The sequence below is a fragment of the Pedobacter sp. MC2016-15 genome, from assembly GCF_026239695.1.
Lineage (GTDB): Bacteria > Bacteroidota > Bacteroidia > Sphingobacteriales > Sphingobacteriaceae > Pedobacter.
Map to the genome: position 1 here is coordinate 824649 of NZ_JAPIVS010000003.1, position 19711 is coordinate 844359.

The window sequence follows — 19711 nt, forward strand, 5'->3', positions numbered from 1 at the left end:
GATTAAAGACAAAGACATGAGTGAGATTATAGAATTGAGAAGCCAGTGGGATGCTTTTAAAATTGAGAACCCTAAGGTAAGAATCAGAGATGCAGCCAAACAATTAGGTACCACTGAAGCTGAGTTGTTAGCGACCGCCACAGGTACTTCGGTCATCCGTTTGAAAAACGAATTTCAGGAAATCCTGAAGAGCGTGGAGTCGCTGGGAAAGGTGATGGCACTGACACGTAATGATTATTGCGTGCATGAACGCAAAGGTGTGTACAGTAATTTATCATTCTCCGGACCAATGGGTCTTGCCGTCAACCCTGATATTGATCTGCGCCTGTTTATGTCGGCCTGGTCTTCAGTATTTGCCGTAGATGAAAACGGGCGTAAAAGCCTGCAGTTTTTTGCTAAAGACGGCGAGGCTATTCATAAGATTTACCTTGGCGAAACCAGTGATGTCGCAGCCTTTGAAACACTGGTGGATCATTTTACCGCAGCGGATCAGCATGCGGCGCTGGAGATTGTAAAAGATAAGGCTGCTGCCACGGAAAAACCCGATGCAGAGATTGATGCCGCTGGTTTCCGTGAGCAGTGGCTCAGCCTGACAGACACGCACGCCTTTCATGCCTTACTGCGAAAATTTGGTGTCAGCAGAACTCAGGGTTTGCGTCTGGCGCCGGAAGGACATGCGGTACAGATTTCCTACAAGTCACTGAAAGATATTTTTCAAAAGGTTTCTGATACCGGTCTGGAGATTATGGTGTTTACCGGTAACAAAGGATGTATTCAGATTCATACTGGTCCTGTAAAAAAACTGGTGCAGGCCGGCCCCTGGTTCAATGTGCTTGATCCTGATTTTAATATGCATTTGCGTGAGGACGGAATTGCTGCTGTATGGCTGGTGAAAAAGCCGACTGAAGATGGTATTGTCACGAGTATTGAAGTGTTTGATAGCGAAGGTTCAATCATTGTGCAGTTTTTTGGCAAACGTAAGCCTGGAATCCCTGAAAATGAGAACTGGAGATTGACGGTTAATGAATTGGCTGTGATTTTATAATCATTGCCATACACAAGATATTTTGCTAATTTTAGGGCGCATAACTAACCCTCTAAGTTTAAATATTTTGGATAAGGAACCAACAAATACAAAAGATCTGGAAAAACAGGTTGCTGCTCGTGAAGCTGTTAAATACATTCGTGATCATGATATCGTAGGCCTGGGAACAGGCTCTACTGCTTATTACGCTATTCTCGAAGTGGCGGAACTTGTGAAAAATGGATTCAAAATCAAAGGTGTGCCGACCTCTGAGCATACTGCTGCCCTTGCCACTTCTCTTGGAATAGAGTTGCTGGATATGAATGATGTAGAGTACATCGATGTAACTATTGACGGCGCAGATGAATTTGACGAAAACCTGAATCTGATCAAAGGGGGAGGCGGGGCCCATTTCAGGGAAAAGATTGTGGCCTCGCTCACAAAAAAAGAAATCATCATTGCCGATGCTGCAAAAAAAGTAGAACAGCTTGGCAAGTTCAAAGTACCTGTAGAAATAGTGCCGCTGGCGCTGAATTATGTACTGCGCGCAATGACGAAGCTTGGTGGTACCGGAAACGTGAGAATGAAAGATGGCAAGCAGTATATCACCGACAATCACAACCTGATTGTAGATGCAGATTTCGGCCTGATCGCCGACCCTGCCGGCCTGTCAGAAAAGCTGAACCAAATTGAAGGTATATTGGCCCATGGCTTGTTTGTTGACCTGGCGGCTGTAGTTATCGTGGGACAGGGAAATGAAGCCATTACTTATACTAAATAAGATTCGTTTCTCCGGTTGTTGCTTAAATCCTTATCTTTGTCTTATCAAATCACCTTGTAAGTGATGATTAAATATTTCATTTCATTCACATATAAATCATAGTTGTAGATGATTAACATTACATTACCGGATGGCTCTGTCCGTCCGTACGAAAGTGGGATTACCGCCCACCAAATTGCTTTATCCATTTCTGAAGGATTAGCACGCAACGTGCTCGCTGCCGAAGTAGACGGTGAAGTCTGGGATTCATCCAGACCAATTGAAAAAGACTCTTCTGTAAAATTACTGACCTGGAATGACACTGCCGGTAAGGCTACCTTCTGGCATTCATCTGCGCATATCATGGCAGAAGCCCTTGAGGCACTATATCCGGGTACTAAATTCGGTATCGGCCCTGCTATTGAAACAGGATTTTATTACGATGTGGACTTTGGTGACCATGAGTTCTCTTCGGACGATTTCAAGGCGATTGAGACCAAATTCATGGAGCTGGCGAAACAGAAAGAAGTTTTTGAGCGTACCAGTGTTTCTAAAGGTGATGCAATCAATTACTTTACTGAAAAGGGCGACGAATATAAGCTTGACCTGTTGCAGGGTCTGGAAGACGGAAAGATTACCTTTTATAAACAGGGTGCCTTCACAGATCTGTGCCGTGGTCCGCATATTCCAAATACAGGCTTTGTAAAGGCCGTGAAGCTGATGAACGTTGCAGGTGCTTACTGGAGAGGGGATGAGACAAAAAAGCAACTCACAAGAATTTATGGGGTAACTTTTCCCAAAGCAAGCGAGCTGACAGAATATTTGCAGATGATCGAGGAAGCGAAAAAGCGCGACCACAGAAAATTGGGTAAAGAACTGGAGTTATTTGCTTTTTCGGATAAGGTAGGAATGGGGCTGCCTTTATGGTTGCCTAAAGGAACTGCTTTGCGTGAGCGCCTGGTGAGCTTTTTAACAAAAGCACAGGGGAAAGCCGGGTATGAGCAGGTAATCACTCCGCATATCGGTCATAAAAATTTATATGTGACTTCAGGTCACTGGGATAAATATGGTAAAGACTCCTTCCAGTCGATCAAAACTCCGCAGGAGGGAGAGGAGTTCCTTTTAAAACCAATGAACTGTCCTCACCATTGTGAGATTTATAAAGTTAAACCGCGTTCTTACAAAGATCTTCCCTTACGTTTTGCTGAATTCGGTACGGTTTACCGTTATGAGCAGAGCGGAGAACTACACGGCCTGACAAGGGTGCGTGGGTTTACTCAGGATGACGCACACTTGTTCTGCAGACCGGATCAGGTAAAAGATGAGTTTAAGAAGGTGATCGACCTGGTGCTGTACGTATTTAAATCATTAGGTTTTAATGATTATACTGCGCAGGTATCATTGAGAGATCCTGAGAACAAATCAAAATACATCGGAACAGATGAAAACTGGAAACTTGCTGAAATTGCCATCATTGATGCCGCTGCTGAAAAAGGCCTGACTACAGTTGTAGAATTGGGCGAAGCTGCATTTTATGGTCCGAAACTGGACTTCATGGTAAAAGATGCTTTGGGTAGAAAATGGCAGCTGGGAACAATCCAGGTGGATTACAATTTGCCGGAGCGTTTTGAACTTGAATATACTGGCAGTGATAACCTGAAACACAGACCGGTGATGATACACAGAGCGCCATTTGGCTCACTGGAACGTTTTGTTGCTGTATTGATTGAACATTGTGCAGGTAATTTCCCGTTATGGCTTTCACCGGAACAATTCATAATCCTTCCTATTTCAGAAAAGTATGAAGATTATGCTAAAAAAGTTTCAGATGAACTAAATAATTCCGATATTCGCGGTTTGATTGACTTCCGCGATGAGAAGATCGGGAGGAAGATCAGGGACGCAGAGGTTAAAAAGACGCCTTACATGCTGATAATCGGTGAAAAGGAAATGGCGGAAGGTAAGTTGTCAGTGAGGAAGCATGGTGAGGGAGATTTAGGCGAGATGACAATCGAGGCGTTCAGAGAATTATTAATTAAAGAAATTACAGTTTAAATAATATATAAATTTGGCATTAGGCAGACCAGGATTTAACAGGGGACCACGTCCTCCTTTTAAGAAAAAAGAAGCAGAACATAATATTAATCAGTTTATCAGGGCCCAGGAGGTCAGATTAGCTGGAGATAATGTTGAACCGGGGATTTATCCTTTGGCAAAAGCTTTAGCCCTTGCGGATGAACTGGAACTGGATCTGGTAGAGATATCACCTAACGCAGTGCCTCCGGTTTGTAGAATAATCGATTACAGCAAATTTGTTTACGAGCAAAAGAAAAAGCAAAAAGAGATTAAGGCAAATGCTAAGCAAACAGTAATTAAGGAAATCCGTTTCGGTCCTAATACGAATGATCATGATTTTCAGTTTAAACTGAAACATGCGCAGAGTTTTTTGGAAAGTGGCGAAAAAGTGAGAGCATACGTACATTTCAAAGGTAGGGCAATCGTTTACAAAGAGCAGGGAGAAATCCTGTTGCTTAAGTTTGCACAGGCTTTGGAAGACATAGGAAAAGTTGAATTGTTACCTAAATTAGAGGGTAAAAGAATGTTCCTGACGCTTGCTCCAAAAGTTGCAAAAAAATAAATAAGTTACATAAATAAACACAGGTTATGCCAAAAATGAAAACCAATTCCAGTGCTAAAAAGCGTTTCTCGCTTACTGGAACAGGTAAAATCGCTAGAAAGAACGCATACAAAAGCCACATCTTGACAAAGATGTCTACAAAACGTAAGCGTAATTTAGGTCACACTTCAATGGTGTCAGCTGCTGATATGGGCAACGTTAAGCGTATGCTTGCTATCGGTAAATAATTAATTTTTAACCAGGTACCCGGTAGTAAGTTTGCTGAAATACGCAACACCGTTTATCAAAAAACAACAACACTATGCCACGTTCGGTAAACGCAGTAGCTTCGAGAAGAAGAAGGAAAAAAGTCCTTAATATGGCCAAAGGCTATTGGGGATCAAGAAGTAAAGTATTCACTGTAGCCAAAAATACGGTTGAAAAAGGTTTGCAATATGCATACCGTGACCGTAAAGTTAAGAAAAGAGAATTCCGCGGATTGTGGATCCAACGTATCAACGCTGGAGCTCGTCAGCACGGTATTTCTTACTCTCAACTGATCGGTAAATTAGCTACCAAAAATATTGGTTTAAACCGTAAGGTTTTAGCTGATTTAGCTATGAATCACCCTGAGGCTTTCAAAGCTGTAATTGATACAGTTAAATAGAAATAACTAAGTACAAAAAAGGCTATCTCATATGAGGTAGCCTTTTTTTTGAATTGAAATTCTGATTAAGCCTTAGCAGCTTTCTTTTTGTCTTTCTTCGCCTTTTTCTCGGCGTAGATAGCGTCCAGCTTTGTTTTTTGTTCTGCTGTAAGCACTTGATCAAGTTTTGCTTCCGTGGCTTTCTTAATCGCTTTCTGCTGATCTTTCATTGCGCTTTTCGCAGCTGTACCAGATTTGTGAAGACTCTCGGATTTCTGAAACTTTTCCAGTTCTATAGCATACACCTTCTTTTTTTGGTCTGCATTTAATGAAAGTTCCTTTTGCAATTTTTCTGTGCTTTTTTCTGCTTTTTGAGCAGGAGTAGCTTTTTCTTTCTGAGCAGCAGTCTGGGCATTACTTGCAGTGAATCCCATAACAGCAATAGCGATGGTCAAAAATAATTTTTTCATCTGTTTGAATTGAGGTTTAAAACTTGTTGCCCCTGTGATGACACGGGGGCATTTTTATCTTTATGTCGTTTAATCTCTTTGAGCTGAAAAAAGGGAAACAGTTTAATGCATCCTGTAAATATTAATTTTTATTCATCTGCGAAAGCGACTTCTGCATTTGTGACATCATATTGGTCAGTGTTTCTATTGTGGGTTCCGGTGCTGGATCAGGCAGGGTAGAACTGATATAAGCTTTGGCTTTCCAGATTTCCAGGATATCTTCAGCTGCAACCAGATACGGATCATACATTTTATTGTCTGATATGAGTTTTAATTCTTTATTTTCTTTGAATTTATTTCCTGCACGTTTGTAAACTACGCCTTCAGTTTTGCTGACGATCACATAGGTATCACCGGTTTTGATATCATTCCAGTTATCCATATACTCACCGATGATGACACTTCCGGGTTGGATCGGCAGCATGGAATCACCCACGATTTCAAAGGCCCTGAAAGTACCTTGTTTCAGCGTAGGTAGGGGTAGCTGGAATTTTGGCAGTTCCTTGATGTATTCCGGATCTGAAAATCCATTCAGGTATCCTGCACTTGCTTTTACCGGTACCATTTCGATGTTTTCGTTGTCGTTATGATCTACAGAAATACTGAGTATCCTTAGGTTGGATCCCTGGCTTTTTAATTGTGGTTTCCACTTATCATTGACGGTTTCGTTGATAAACTCATCAATCGTTAATTCGAAGTATTCTGCTATTCTTTTTAGTAAGTCATATTTTGGTTCGGCCCGGTCTTCCTCATACGCACCAACCAATGATCTTTTAATTCCCATCAAATCAGCGAATTGCTGTTGTGTGTGGCCTTTTTTCTTTCTTAGGTATTTGAGATTGCTGGAAATATTTGACATAAAATAAAAGATTAAAAATAATTTGTTTATACTAAAATAGTTAGTATTATTGTACCAATAAAGTTAGTAATATTTATTCGTACTCCAAATATATATACTAATTTAATTAGTGGTAATAATTTAAGCTGAAAGCAATGAGAAAATTTGTCTACATCGTAACCGATAGAAACCGTACCAGTCTACACGTTGGAATGAGCGCTGATTTAATTAAGACGCTTGATTTTTATAAACAGATGCCAAGTCTGTTTTTTGATAATGCCCAGCAGCTTACCCGTCTTGTCTATTTTGAAGAATTCAAAACCGAGAGTCAAGCCCTGAGCCGTTTTAAACTGATCAGCAGATTCACCAGGATGCAGAAGGAGCGTTTGGTACGTTCATGCAATCCTGATTGGATTGATCTTACCATAGGTCTTGATTTTGAACATATCACGATGAACAGACCATTGCCTACACAAGTGAAAATGCCCCTGACGATTATGTCATAATAAAGCTGAATATGAGGACCAACATAAAAAAGGCCGGCTGGTTTTTGAGTTCCGGCTGGCCTTTATAGCTTTTTTAGTTTTCGTTTTTCTTTCTTTCCCGTTCTTCCTGTCGTTGTTTTCTTCGCAGCTCGCGCTCTTCCTTGCGGCTAAGCGGTGGCGGAGGAAGTTGTTTTGGGGCTGGCTCAGCTGCCTTTTTTTCTTCAGTTTTCGTTTCTTCCTGTTTTTCCTGAGTTGTTGTTTCAGTTTCGGTGGCTGGTGTTACATTCAGGGAGTCCGTCACTACACTATCTGTAACTGCGGTATCTACAGCATAGGAGGGGGTAGGGCAGTTGATACTGCGGGTGATCGGTACTGTAGCTTTAGGAAATGGTCCGTAAGTATAACCCGTACTTTGGTCATGGTAAACCTTCTCCATAAATTTCGCGAAAATAGGTAATGCTGTGCGTGAGCCTTCACCAGTTTCACCATTTTTGAAGTGTGCAGAACGTTCATCGCATCCTACCCATACACCAGTCACCAGGTCTTTTGTAATTCCCATATACCAGGCATCTACGTAATCTGATGAGGTTCCTGTTTTACCGCCAATCTGATTATTCTTTTTCCAGAGATCCCATTCCCATAGTGCCTGAGAAGTTCCTCCCGGTTCTTCCATTCCTCCACGGAACATATACAGCATCAGCCAGGCAATTTCTTCAGAAAGTACTCTTTTTGTTTTCGCTACAAAATCTTCTATTACATTGTTATCCTGATCAGTGATCTTTTCCACCAGAATAGGATCTGTCCTTACACCTTTGTTCAGGAAGGTCCCATATGCTTTTACCATTTCGAAAACAGAAACGTCATTTGGACCCAAACTCACCGATGGTACAGACTGAAGGTGACTGTCGATACCACATTCATGAGCCCATTTTACTACATTATCCCAACCTACCTTTTCAGTTACCTGTGCGGTCACGGTATTTACGGAGCGCCCCATAGCGGTACGAAGGGACATTTCGCGGTAAGTCGTATTCCAGTCGGCATTTCTCGGCTCCCAGTATTCTGTTTTCCCATCTTCCTCATATTTGATTCTTACAGGTTTATCTGTAAAGGTGTCGCATGGACTCATACCACTTTCAAAAGCAGCCAGGTAAGCAAAGGGCTTGAAGGTAGAGCCTGCCTGACGCTTCGCCTGGTTAACGTGGTCATATTTAAAGAATTTATGATCTACACCACCTACCCATACTTTGATTTTTCCGTTAAAAGGATCAAGTGTCATCATTCCTGTGTTCATGATCTTGCCGTAATAGCGGATGGAATCCAGGGTAGAGAAGAGGGTATCGCGGTCTCCTTTGTAGGAGAAGATTTTCATTTTCTTCTTTTTATTGAAATAGGCGGAGATTGAATCAGGGTTGTTCGCAAACTTTTTCTCCAGCATCGCATACACCGGAAGGTTGCGCATAGCACGTCCCGGATAATCTACTTTATGTTTTTCAGAGTCCTGCCATGGATCTTCATTGCCCCAAACGCTGTAAAATCTTCTCTGGATAATCTTCATCTGCTCCGCTACGGCTTCCTCTGCGTACTTTTGCAGCTTGGAATCAATGGTGGTGTAAATTTTCAATCCGTCTTCATACAGGTCATATTTGTTGTCTTTGCACCATTTTTCGAGATATTTCGATACAGCTGCCCTGAGGTATGAATCGCCATCACTTCCTTCATCAACTCTTCCTTCTTTCAACTTTAAGGGCAGACTTTTGTAGGTTGCAAGCTCCTGTGCGGTGATGTATCCGTACTTATTCATTTGTGACAAAGAAACATTTCTTCTTTCCAGTGCACGTTCAGGATAGCGGACAGGGTTATAAGTTGAGGTTCCCTTCAGCATTCCCACCAGCAATGCTGATTCAGGTACGCTCAGCGAATCAGTTTCCTTATCAAAATATATCCTTGCTGCAGTCTTGATACCATAGCTGTTGTTACCAAATGATACCGTATTGAGATACATCGTGATGATATCATTTTTTGAATAGTTGCCTTCCAGCTTAATGGCAGTCATCCATTCCTTCAGCTTTGAAACTATTGTGCGGACAACAGGTATATATTTGATTAAACCCTGCGACTTATTATACCTTGTACGGTACATGTTCTTGGCCAGTTGCTGGGTGATGGTACTTGCGCCCCTCTTATCCCCCGAAGCAGTAGAGATTCCACTGGACAGGAGGGAGCGGAAATCAATCCCTATATGTTTGTAAAACCTTACATCTTCCGTAGCTACCAAAGCATTAATCACAGTAGGAGAAATTTGTTTGAAATCTACAGGGGTACGGTTTTCTTTGTAATATCTGCCGATCAGCTTACCGTCAGCTGTATAGAGCTCTGAGCCTACACTGAGGGTAGGCATTTTGATGTCGTGAATTGAGGGAGAATATCCAAACAGCCATAAAAAATTGAGCTGTAGTGCACAGAAAAAGATAATGATACTAAAGATAAATATGGAAAAATATCGGAGGTACTTATTTTGGATCTCTTTAAACATTTGTTAGGGTCAAAAATTTTGTAAAACAGTTCTTGTGATATTCTTGTTAAACACTCAGTGTGCAAATTAACGCAAATAAATCACTAAAATTTTAGCCATTCTGAAATACGTTGCCTTTCATCGGTAGCAGGCTATAAAATCACTTGTGTTTGAGTAGATTAAACACGGTCAACCTATAAATGGTTTTTAAATCACGACGTAATGAGTAAAGATCCAAATCGCTTTTTGGCGCCTCCGGGGAAGAAGATTAAATTGAAAGACTACAGTACAAATTATACAGGCGACATGGAAAAAGATGTTGGCAAGGCGACTCTGGAAGTAGTAAAGGAGAAATTAAGCAAATATCAGGAGATCCTGTATGCAGAAAATGCCCATTCCCTGCTGATTATCTTCCAGGCCATGGATGCAGCGGGTAAAGACAGTGCAATCTCGCACGTGATGTCTGGCCTCAATCCCCAGGGATGTCAGGTCTTTAGTTTTAAAACCCCAACGGCAAATGAGTATGAACATGATTTTCTGTGGCGGCATCACCTGGCGCTACCTCAACGAGGCAGAATAGGTATTCACAATCGTTCTCACTATGAAAACGTGCTGGTATGTAAAGTGCACCCGGAGTACATTCTGAACGAGCGTATTCCTGGATTTGATACTGTAAAGAAGATCGGAAAAAGTTTCTGGAAAGAACGTTATGAGAGCATACGGAATTTTGAAAAGCACATATCCGCAAATGGGACGGTCGTCCTGAAATTTTTTCTGAATGTGTCGCAGGATACCCAGAAAGAACGTTTTCTGAACAGAATTAATGATCCTGCAAAAAATTGGAAATTCTCCTCAGCAGATATCACGGAGAGAGGCAAATGGAAGCAGTATATGTCGGCTTATGAAGAAGCAATTACAGAAACCTCTACAGATGAATCACCCTGGTATATCATTCCCGCAGATAAAAAATGGTATGCACGGTTGGCAATCAGCCAGATACTGGAGCAGAAGTTCGCTGAGCTGAATCTCCGCTTTCCAAAGTTGCCTAAAGATGAAATCGCCAGACTGGAGGAATATAAGAACCAATTGTTTGCCGAAGTTTAGTGATAATCGGCTTTTTAGGACAATGCTGACATTGCACTGATATTCTGAAATTATAACGTATTCATTATATGACAGATATCTATATGAAATTAATGGTAAGATATTTGTGACAATAAAGATGTATTATGCTTGAAAAGGCATTTTATGATAAATTTATATAAAAATAGTGTGTGTTTTGAGCCCCTTATACCAATTGGTAGAGGGGCTTTTTATAAATGGGCATGTATTTCTTCACCAATACGCCCAACAGTGGCATTATCCAGTACGATATCCAGGCGGTCTGCGGTCAGATCATGTTTGTAAAAGGGCAGATCACCTGCTTCCACTTCCTCATCAGGGACCTTTTCCCAGGTCTCATTATCGGCCTCCAGGCGAATTGCTCCAAGCACACCCCCATAGTAGATGATTTTATATTGTCCTTCATCGTTTGGCAGGACAGTTAGTGTCAGTTCATTATTGCCAAATCCTATTTTAATATTAAATACGTCCATACTGATGTAACCGTAATTTTGGACGATTGTTTGATCCTGTCATTATATAGGTATGATTGGGGACTTTAGACCCTGATATGTAGATTGTTATATTAAATGATGCTGCATTTTGAATGCGCTGATGATGCAGTTTGCAATCCATATTATATAAAATTATAACAGTATCATGTAAATCTTTAGCTTACGCGCAGCCTATCTTTGTATGATAAAACAAAAAAATGTCAGCTTCAGAACTTCAAACCATTTCTTTACCAGTATTAGGCATGACCTGTGCAGGATGTGCATCCAGCGTCCAGTCTGTTCTTGCTGCGCAGGATGGCATAGAAAACGCTGAAGTTAATTATGCCACACAGGAAGTGAAAGTGGTTTATCAACCAAGTATCATACAGCCTTTGGGATTTCGCCAGGCGCTGCAGAGTGCTGGATACGATCTGATTGTAGATACTGTAAATGCCAGGGAGCAGCAAGCCGAAGTTCAGGCAGATCAATATCAGACACTTAAACGAAAAACAATACTGGCAGCTCTGCTCAGCCTGCCAGTAGTACTCATTGGTATGTTCTTCATGGATATCCCATATGCAAATTATTATATGTTTGCATTGACAACACCAGTGCTTTTTGTTTTCGGCAGGAGTTTTTTCATCAACGCCTTCAAACAGGCCCGTCATCAGAGGGCCAATATGGATAGCCTTGTGGCGATGAGCACAGGAATATCCTATCTCTTTAGCGTATTTAATACCTTTTACCATCAATATTGGCACAGCAGGGGTATGCATCCACATGTTTATTATGAGGCTGCCGCAGTAGTCATCGTTTTTGTGATGCTGGGAAAACTGCTGGAAGAGCGTGCCAAATCAAATACCTCATCAGCCATTAAAAAGCTCATCGGACTGCAACCAAAGACAGTATTCCTTTCCGGACCTGAAGGGGATAAGGAAATAGCAATTTCGGCGGTTAAAACAGGAGATCTTCTGCTGATTAAACCTGGTGATAAAATTCCCGTTGATGGAACCTTGTACAGCGGCAGCTCCTATGTGGATGAAAGTATGATCTCCGGAGAGCCTGTAGCGGTTTTAAAGGAAGCTGGTAGCAGCGTTTATGCAGGTACCCTGAATCAGAGGGGAAGCTTCAGATTTCATGCAGAGAAGGTTGGCGGCGATACATTGCTGGCACAGATCATCAGGCAGGTGCAGGAAGCTCAGGGATCAAAGGCACCTGTTCAAAAATCTGTGGACAAGATTGCTGGTATCTTTGTTCCTGTGGTCCTTTTTATTGCAGTATTAACTTTTGGCGTCTGGTTGATGTTCGGTGGAGAATACAAACTGAGTCAGGGACTCATGGCAATGGTTACTGTTCTGGTCATCGCTTGTCCCTGTGCCCTCGGCCTGGCAACTCCTACCGCGATCATGGTGGGCATGGGTAAAGGTGCAGAAAATGGCATTCTCATCAGGGATGCTGAGGCTCTTGAAATCGGCTGCAAAGTAAATACCGTGGTGCTGGATAAGACCGGAACACTGACAAAAGGACGACCGGTGTTGACTTCCCTGAACTGGGCATCCGCATATCAGGACAATACCAGCTATTTCGCAGGCATATTACTTGCAATTGAACAACAGTCTGAACATCCCCTTGCGGGGGCTGTGACGGGTCATCTCAGCATGCAATCTCTGATACCGGCTGCAATTACCTCCTTCAAAAGCACAACCGGTTCAGGAGTGGAGGCTATTTTTGAAGATGAACGCTATTTTGTTGGCAGTGAAAAATATCTGGCAGCAGGCCGGATTACACTGTCAGCCGAATTTACCGGAATGGTGAATAAATTTCAGCAAGACGCAATGACCGTAATCTATTTCGGGAACAGCAGAGAAGTGCTGGCCGTGATGTCAATTGCTGATGAATTGAAGGAGGGATCCAGAGAGGCCGTTCAGGCTCTTTTAGCTGCAAACATTGCAGTATATATGCTCAGTGGTGATCATGTTTCTGCTGTTGAAGCTGTGGCAGGTCAGGTGGGAATAGCTGAATACCGGGCAGCGATGTTGCCATCCGAGAAAGCGGATTTTATCAGGGATCTGCAGAATCGGGGAAGGATAGTGGCCATGGTAGGCGATGGAATCAATGACAGTGAAGCGCTTGCCCAGGCGGATTTTTCTATTGCGATGGGAAAAGGGTCTGATATTGCCATAGAATCTGCAAAGTTAACGCTGATTTCATCAGATCTCAGACAGGTGCTAAAAGCATTAAAATTGTCGGCAGCAACCGTAAAAACTATACGTCAGAATCTATTCTGGGCATTTATTTACAATTTGATTGGCATACCTTTGGCAGCAGGCGTATTATATCCTGTCAATGGGTTTTTGCTGAACCCGATGATTGCCGGAGCGGCAATGGCCCTGAGCTCCGTTTCGGTGGTCAGCAATAGCCTCAGGTTAAAATTGATTAGGCTGTAATTAACATTAAAAAAACCAACAGGATGAAAACTTTGAAATTTAAAACGAATATTAAATGTGGCGGATGTATCGAAACGGTAACTCCCCATCTTAATCATGTTAATGGATTGGAATCGTGGAGCGTAGATACGCAGGTGCCGGAGAAAATTCTGACTGTATCAGGTACAGACGCTGATCTCGCTGAAGAGGTAATCAATACTTTAAAAAAAGCTGGCTATAATGCCGAACTGATCTGATGTTATGCAATTACATATAAAAAATATGGTGTGCGACCGCTGCATTCTGATTGTAAAACAGCAGCTGGATCATCTTGGATTTAGTGTTGATGCGATCAGTCTTGGAAAAGTTTTGGTTTCGCCTGATCCTGAGCCATTGAAATTGCGGGAAATATCCTCGGCCCTGCAGGTGCTGGGCTTCGAGCTGATTGATAAAGAAAAGAACCAGCTGATTGAACAGATCAAGACCCAGGTGATTGAGATTGTCCATTATTCCGACCTCAGTGCCATCCAGGAGAGTTTGATGAATATCATCGCCCGTAATTTGGATCGTGATTATGTCTATCTGAGTCGTCTTTTTTCTGACGTTGAAGGAATTACTATCGAAAAATACATCATTCAGCAAAAGGTTGAGAAAATCAAGGAACTGCTGGAATATGCTGAGTTGAATCTCAATGAAATTGCCTATCAAATGGGATACAGCAGCAGTGCGCACCTCTCTACCCAGTTTAAGGCGGTTACAGGTATGCCCCCCAGCAAATATAAGTCGCAACAGCCGGGCGATAGAAAACCGCTGGACAGGGTGAGCTCCGCTAAAGCTTACACTACTCAAAGCAAGCTTCGTCGGGTATCTCCCTGTGCTCAGGCTGACTAAGAATTTAAATTGTGCAAATAATTTTCTTTACCTTAATGGCATTAAACAATCGGTTATACATATGGATATCGACGTCATCAGGGAACATACAAAAGGATGTAGAGACAAAATTTTTCTAAACAGTGCAGGTTCGTCGCTTGTACCGCAACGCGTTACTGATAAAATGACCGCCTATCTGCAAATGGAAGCGCTGGAAGGTGGTTATGCACTCGCCAATCAGTATACCGCAGAGCTAGATCAACTGTATGTGCAGGCGGCGCTGCTTTTGAATTGCACTGCGGAAAATATAGCGTTCGTAACCAGTGCCACTGATGCTTTTGCCAGGGCAATTACTGCCGTAGATTTCAAAGAGGGCGACCTGATCCTGACTACAGATGATGACTACATTTCCAATCAGCTGGCCTTCCTTTCATTGAAACAACGTTTTGGTATCAGAATTATCCGGGCTCACAGTTTGCCCAATGGAGACCTTGACCTCGAGCAATTTGAAAAATTAGTCGACCAGCAACGCCCTAAATTAGTGGCAATCACCTACATGCCAACTAATTCAGGACTGGTGCAGCCTGTCGTAGAAGTGGGAAGGATCTGTAAGAAATTTGATGTTCTGTATCTGCTGGATGCCTGTCAGGCAGCAGGGCAGCGGGTGGTGGATGTACAGGAAATTGGCTGTGATTTTCTGACTGTCACAGGCAGGAAATTTTTGCGCGGTCCGAGGGGGACGGGTTTGTTGTATGTGTCTGATAAGGTATTAGCTGCAGGATTGGTTCCGCTGATATTTGATATGCAGGGGGCCGAATGGACGGCTGATGATGCGTATACACTGGCAAAAACTGCGAAAAGATTTGAATTTTGGGAGTCGTCTATTGCCGGGAAACTGGGCCTGGCAGAATCATTGAAGTATATCAATGAGATCGGCATCCTCCATATAGAGGAGTATAACATTAAACTGATCACTCAATTCAGAGAGCAGTTGAAAAGTGTTACAGGCTTAACCATGCATGACCAGGGCAGCAGGCTCAGTAATATACTGACCTTTACTACCGAAAACCGTTCGTTGTCAGATACCGCACAACGGCTTAAAGATCATCATGTGTATTTTTCGATGAGTTTCAGAGATTTTGCACGTATAGATTTTAACAGGAAAAATCTGGATGCGGTCATCCGTTTCTCACCACATTACTTTAACACGGTGGAAGAACTTGAAAAAATTATCGACATTTTGAATTATTAATTGTTATTGAAAAACAAGACAAAACTCATTTTATGAAGGCAATTTATAACGGCAAGGTCCTGGCAGAAAGCCAGGATACCATAGTAGTAGAAAATAACCACTATTTCCCGGAGGAATCTTTGAATAAAGAATACTTCAAGGCTTCAGATAAACATACTACCTGCCCCTGGAAAGGCGAGGCTTCTTATTACACGATCGAAGTTGATGGGAAAGCCAACCCTGATGCGGCATGGTTTTACCCGGAACCTAAAGATGCAGCAAAGGAGATCAAAGATCATGTTGCGTTCTGGAGAGGTGTAGTAGTTAGTGATTAACCAGGAAAATATAGGATAATGAAGGAATTTGATGCGATCGTAATCGGCTCCGGTCAGGCAGGAACGCCACTGGCGAGAAAGCTGGCCCAATCGGGATGGAAGACAGCTATTATTGAGAAAAGATTGGTAGGGGGCACTTGTGTTAATGATGGCTGTACCCCAACAAAAGCTCTGGTTGCTTCTGCAAAGCTGGCTTACATGGCTGGCAGGAGTGCAGATCTGGGAATTGATATCCCAAAGTTTGAGGTGAATTTCAAAGCGGTGATGGCACGCAAGGCCGCGATTGTAAAACGTTCTCATGATGGCTCTGTTAAAGGGCTGGAGGATACAAAAAACCTCACACTGGTATATGGTACAGCTAAATTTACTGACGATCATACGCTTTACATTGATGGTAATGACGGCAGTTTTGAGAATTATACGGCAAAACATATCTTCATTAATACCGGTGAGAGCCCCGTCATCCCTGATATTGAAGGTGTAACGGACATTGACTACCTCACATCAACTAGCATTCTGGAATTGGAAGAGGTTCCGGAACACCTGCTGATCGTGGGTGGGGGATATATAGGACTGGAGTTTGCTCAGATGTACAGCAGGTTCGGCGCCAAAGTTACCCTCCTTGAACATGGCGACAGGCTGCTGCCCAAAGAAGACACTGACGTATGTGAGGTGGTTAGCGAATTTTTTAAGGAGGATGGCATTGAGGTTTTCACAGAAGTGAAAGTCACGAAGTTTGAAAATATCAGCAATCAAAAGATTAGAGTCACTGCAGATCACAAGGGTAAGATAAATACCTATACCTGCAGCCATGTACTGCTGGCCTCGGGCAGAAAACCGCAGACAGAAAATCTGGGTTTGGAAAATACAGGTATCAAATGTGATGAAAAAGGTCATATCCAGGTGAATGAATTTCTGGAAACCTCCGTTAAAAATGTGTACGCTCTGGGAGATGTGAAAGGCGGACCGGCTTTTACCCACATTTCATACAACGACTTTGTGGTGGTTTCAACAAACTTATTAAATAAGGGCAAACTGAGTATCAAAGACCGGATGGTTCCTTATTGTATGTTTGTAGATCCGCAGCTGGGCAGGATCGGAATAACCGAAACACAAGCGATTGAAGCAAAGCTGGATTATGTGGTGGCTAAATTGCCAATGGCGCATGTTGCAAGGGCAATAGAGACAGGCCAAACCCGGGGTTTCATGAAAGCAGTGGTTGATAAAAAGACAAAGCAAATACTAGGTGCAACCATTATCGGTGAACAGGGTGGAGAGATTATGTCTATCCTGCAAATGGCGATGATGGGTAAAATTACGTATGAGGAGATCAGGTATACCATTTTCGCGCATCCTCTATATGCAGAATCACTCAATAACTTATTTATGTCGCTCGACTAAATGATTAAAGCAGAGAACCTCGTTAAGCAATTTGGCTCTTCCAGAGCGGTAAGCAATATCAGCTTCCAGGTAAAAGAAGGAGAGAACCTCATCTTGCTGGGTACCAGTGGCTGCGGAAAGACCACTACGCTGCGTATGATTAACCGGCTGATAGAACCAGATTCGGGATCTATCTTCCTGAATGGGGTAGATATCAGAACGCAGCAGCCAGAAATATTGAGACGTGGGATAGGTTATGTATTGCAAAACCATGGTCTTTTTCCACATTATACCGTTGCAGAAAATATTGCGATCGTTCCGCGTCTTCTGAAATGGGATACTGAAACCATTAGGAAACGTGCTGATGAACTTTTTGATAAGCTCAAGCTCGATGCTGCGTTAAAAGACAAATATCCTACTGCACTGAGCGGTGGCCAACAGCAAAGGGTGGGGCTTGCCCGTTCACTGATGGTCAATCCGCCGGTATTGCTGATGGATGAACCCTTTGGTGCATTGGACAATCTTACAAGGATCAATATCAGGAAAGAGTTCAGGATGTTGGATGAACTGGTAAAAAAGACCATCATCATGGTGACACACGATGTACAGGAAGCCTTTGAGATGGGCGACAGGATCTGCCTGATGGACAAGGGTGAGATTCAGCAGATCGGTACCCCCGAGGAGCTGCTCTTTCATCCGGCAAATGATTTCGTGTCAGATTTCCTGAATGAACAGCGCCTTCAGCTGGAATTTAAATCAGTTTTACTAAAAGAAGTGCTGCCGGAGGTAGAGGAAGATTTATCTGTATGGGATAAGATGGAAGCGCTTCTGCAAAATAAGAATTCTCAATCTGATGAAGTTACGTTAGATCAGTTAATGGGGGCATTTTCGCGCTTTAAAAAACAAAATAATGGATGAGACCCAAAGTTTCTGGCAGTTTGTAAGTCAGCAGTCTGACAAGTTATGGAGCCAGACCTGGGCTCACATCGGCCTGACGATGATCTCTCTGATCCTGGCTATCATTATTGCGGTACCTATCGGAATTCTGATTGCCAGAAAGCAAAAGCTCTCCGGCATCATCCTTGGGATTGCCGGCGTATTACAGACTATTCCAAGCATAGCTTTACTTGGGGTAATGATACCGTTTTTAGGTATCGGGCCCAAGCCAGCCATTCTTGCCCTTTTCCTGTATGCACTGCTGCCTATACTCAGAAATACCTATACCGGCATCACGGAAGTAAACCCTGCAGTGGTTGATGCTGCGAAGGGGATGGGCATGAACAAGTGGCAGATCCTTACTAAAGTAGAACTGCCTCTGGCTTTTCCGGTATTGATGGCAGGTATCCGTACGGCCACTGTCATTAATGTGGGGGTTGCTACGCTGGCTGCCTATATTGCTGCGGGCGGTCTTGGCGAGTTTATTTTTGGAGGGATTGCCCTCAACAATTCCAATATGATCCTGGCAGGGGCAATTCCGGCAGCGTTGCTGGCGATCTTACTGGATTTCCTTTTATCATTGCTGCAAAAGATCAACCTGAAAAGTATACGAGTAGCCTGGTTGATCCTGCCATTTACCTTTATCACGATGAGCTCCTTCTATCTGCTGCCTACACAGATCGGGGGTAAAATGCTTGCAGGTTTTACACCGGAGTTTATGGGCCGTCAGGACGGGTATCTGGGATTGAAAAGCGTTTATGGTTTGGGAATAGAGACGGTTGTGATCAGCGATGCCGTGATGTATAAGGCGGCATTTGAGCATAAACTCGACGTGATTAGCGGCTATAGTACTGATGGGCGTTTAAAAGCCTATGACCTGGTTACACTCAGAGATGACCGGCATATCTTTCCGCCCTATTATGCTGCTCCCATAGTTAGAAACGATGTGCTGAAGAAATATCCCGAGCTGGAAGGAGTACTTAATCAGCTATCCGGTTCTATCAACGATTCGGTGATGACAGACCTGAATTTTAAGGTAGATCAGCTTAAACAGAGCCCGGAAAAAGTAGCGAAGGATTTTATGATGGATAAGAACCTGTACAAACCTGCCAGAAATGGTACAAAAGGGACAATCAGGATAGGTTCCAAGATCTTCGGCGAGCAATACATACTGGTGCAGATGTACAAGATACTGATCCTGGGCAATACCGACCTTGCTGTATCCACAAAAACCGGTTTGGGGGGCACTAAGATATGTTTTGATGCTTTAACCAATAATCAGATTGATTTCTATCCGGAATATACGGGCACCGGCTTTCTGGTTTTGTTAAAACCTGACATTATAACTATTAATCAGCTAAATGGTAACAGGGATCAGGTATACCATTATGTGAGTCAGGCCTTTGATCAGAAATTTAATTTGAAGTGGCTAAAACCAATAGGCTTTAATAACAGTTATGCTCTCATGATGAGAAGAGAACAGGCACAGAGTTTGAGCATCGAATCAATAACAGACTTAACAAAACATCTAAATCAAAAATAAT

General features: G+C 42.8%; 20 protein-coding genes. 16 read left to right on the forward strand and 4 right to left on the reverse strand.

The genetic code is table 11. From position 1 onward, the window contains the following. Window positions 1-16 precede the first annotated feature (16 nt). The 6 genes from OQY15_RS12425 to rplT all read left to right on the forward strand — a co-directional run bounded on the left by OQY15_RS12425 (window position 17) and on the right by rplT (window position 5068). Window positions 17-1045 (forward strand): ChuX/HutX family heme-like substrate-binding protein, encoded by a 1029-nt coding sequence (locus tag OQY15_RS12425; RefSeq protein ID WP_265792080.1) that lies wholly within the window; start codon window positions 17-19, stop codon window positions 1043-1045. Between the two features lie 67 nt (window positions 1046-1112). Continuing rightward, entirely contained in the window at window positions 1113-1805 is a 693-nt protein-coding gene (gene rpiA / locus OQY15_RS12430) for a ribose-5-phosphate isomerase RpiA (protein ID WP_265792081.1), read from the forward strand. Window positions 1806-1913: 108 nt separating this feature from the next. Next, window positions 1914-3839: a threonine--tRNA ligase gene (gene thrS, locus OQY15_RS12435; RefSeq protein WP_265792082.1), complete on the forward strand. Its 1926-nt coding sequence runs from the start codon at window positions 1914-1916 to the stop codon at window positions 3837-3839. A gap of 13 nt (window positions 3840-3852) precedes the next feature. Next, complete coding sequence (gene infC, locus OQY15_RS12440) at window positions 3853-4422, forward strand: translation initiation factor IF-3 (RefSeq protein WP_265792083.1); 570 nt, start codon at window positions 3853-3855, stop codon at window positions 4420-4422. A 26-nt stretch (window positions 4423-4448) separates the two neighbouring features. Further along, on the forward strand, window positions 4449-4649 hold the full coding sequence (gene rpmI / locus OQY15_RS12445) for a 50S ribosomal protein L35 (protein WP_041887185.1): 201 nt from the start codon (window positions 4449-4451) through the stop codon (window positions 4647-4649). A 74-nt stretch (window positions 4650-4723) separates the two neighbouring features. Continuing rightward, window positions 4724-5068: a 50S ribosomal protein L20 gene (rplT, locus tag OQY15_RS12450; RefSeq protein WP_037439531.1), complete on the forward strand. Its 345-nt coding sequence runs from the start codon at window positions 4724-4726 to the stop codon at window positions 5066-5068. A 65-nt stretch (window positions 5069-5133) separates the two neighbouring features. Here rplT and OQY15_RS12455 read toward each other — a convergent pair whose 3' ends face one another. Both OQY15_RS12455 and OQY15_RS12460 read right to left on the reverse strand, forming a co-directional pair. After that, complete coding sequence (locus OQY15_RS12455; RefSeq protein WP_265792084.1) at window positions 5134-5517, reverse strand: hypothetical protein; 384 nt, start codon at window positions 5515-5517, stop codon at window positions 5134-5136. A 121-nt stretch (window positions 5518-5638) separates the two neighbouring features. Further along, on the reverse strand, window positions 5639-6415 hold the full coding sequence (locus OQY15_RS12460) for a LexA family transcriptional regulator (protein ID WP_265792085.1): 777 nt from the start codon (window positions 6413-6415) through the stop codon (window positions 5639-5641). A gap of 134 nt (window positions 6416-6549) precedes the next feature. Between OQY15_RS12460 and OQY15_RS12465 the strand changes: the two genes are divergently transcribed. Continuing rightward, window positions 6550-6900, forward strand: coding sequence for a GIY-YIG nuclease family protein (locus OQY15_RS12465; RefSeq protein ID WP_265792086.1), 351 nt, complete (start codon window positions 6550-6552; stop codon window positions 6898-6900). A 73-nt stretch (window positions 6901-6973) separates the two neighbouring features. Here the strand turns inward: OQY15_RS12465 and OQY15_RS12470 are convergent, their stop codons facing one another. Beyond that, on the reverse strand, window positions 6974-9415 hold the full coding sequence (locus tag OQY15_RS12470; RefSeq protein ID WP_265792087.1) for a transglycosylase domain-containing protein: 2442 nt from the start codon (window positions 9413-9415) through the stop codon (window positions 6974-6976). 201 nt (window positions 9416-9616) lie between these two features. Between OQY15_RS12470 and OQY15_RS12475 the strand changes: the two genes are divergently transcribed. Beyond that, window positions 9617-10498 (forward strand): polyphosphate kinase 2 family protein, encoded by an 882-nt coding sequence (locus OQY15_RS12475; RefSeq protein ID WP_265792088.1) that lies wholly within the window; start codon window positions 9617-9619, stop codon window positions 10496-10498. A 209-nt stretch (window positions 10499-10707) separates the two neighbouring features. Here OQY15_RS12475 and OQY15_RS12480 read toward each other — a convergent pair whose 3' ends face one another. Then, the gene (locus tag OQY15_RS12480) at window positions 10708-10989 is read right to left on the reverse strand and encodes a hypothetical protein (protein WP_265792089.1); all 282 of its coding nucleotides are present in this window, start codon (window positions 10987-10989) and stop codon (window positions 10708-10710) included. 218 nt (window positions 10990-11207) lie between these two features. Between OQY15_RS12480 and OQY15_RS12485 the strand changes: the two genes are divergently transcribed. From OQY15_RS12485 to OQY15_RS12520, 8 genes are all read left to right on the forward strand, one after another. After that, a complete protein-coding gene (locus OQY15_RS12485; RefSeq protein WP_265792090.1) occupies window positions 11208-13436 on the forward strand; it encodes a heavy metal translocating P-type ATPase in 2229 nt (742 codons plus the stop codon). A 23-nt stretch (window positions 13437-13459) separates the two neighbouring features. Further along, on the forward strand, window positions 13460-13672 hold the full coding sequence (locus OQY15_RS12490; protein ID WP_265792091.1) for a cation transporter: 213 nt from the start codon (window positions 13460-13462) through the stop codon (window positions 13670-13672). Between the two features lie 4 nt (window positions 13673-13676). Further along, window positions 13677-14306 carry an AraC family transcriptional regulator gene (locus OQY15_RS12495; protein WP_265792092.1) on the forward strand — a complete coding sequence of 210 codons (630 nt, stop codon included), beginning with the start codon at window positions 13677-13679 and terminating at the stop codon, window positions 14304-14306. Between the two features lie 61 nt (window positions 14307-14367). Beyond that, window positions 14368-15537, forward strand: a complete 1170-nt coding sequence (locus OQY15_RS12500) for an aminotransferase class V-fold PLP-dependent enzyme (RefSeq protein WP_265792093.1) — start codon at window positions 14368-14370, stop codon at window positions 15535-15537. 32 nt (window positions 15538-15569) lie between these two features. Further along, window positions 15570-15851, forward strand: a complete 282-nt coding sequence (locus tag OQY15_RS12505) for a DUF427 domain-containing protein (RefSeq protein ID WP_265792094.1) — start codon at window positions 15570-15572, stop codon at window positions 15849-15851. 18 nt (window positions 15852-15869) lie between these two features. Further along, entirely contained in the window at window positions 15870-17252 is a 1383-nt protein-coding gene (gene lpdA, locus OQY15_RS12510) for a dihydrolipoyl dehydrogenase (RefSeq protein ID WP_265792095.1), read from the forward strand. Continuing rightward, window positions 17253-18149 (forward strand): ABC transporter ATP-binding protein, encoded by an 897-nt coding sequence (locus OQY15_RS12515; protein WP_265792096.1) that lies wholly within the window; start codon window positions 17253-17255, stop codon window positions 18147-18149. After that, on the forward strand, window positions 18142-19710 hold the full coding sequence (locus tag OQY15_RS12520; protein WP_265792097.1) for an ABC transporter permease/substrate-binding protein: 1569 nt from the start codon (window positions 18142-18144) through the stop codon (window positions 19708-19710). The genes OQY15_RS12515 and OQY15_RS12520 overlap by 8 nt, the downstream gene beginning before the upstream one ends. Window position 19711 lies beyond the last annotated feature (1 nt).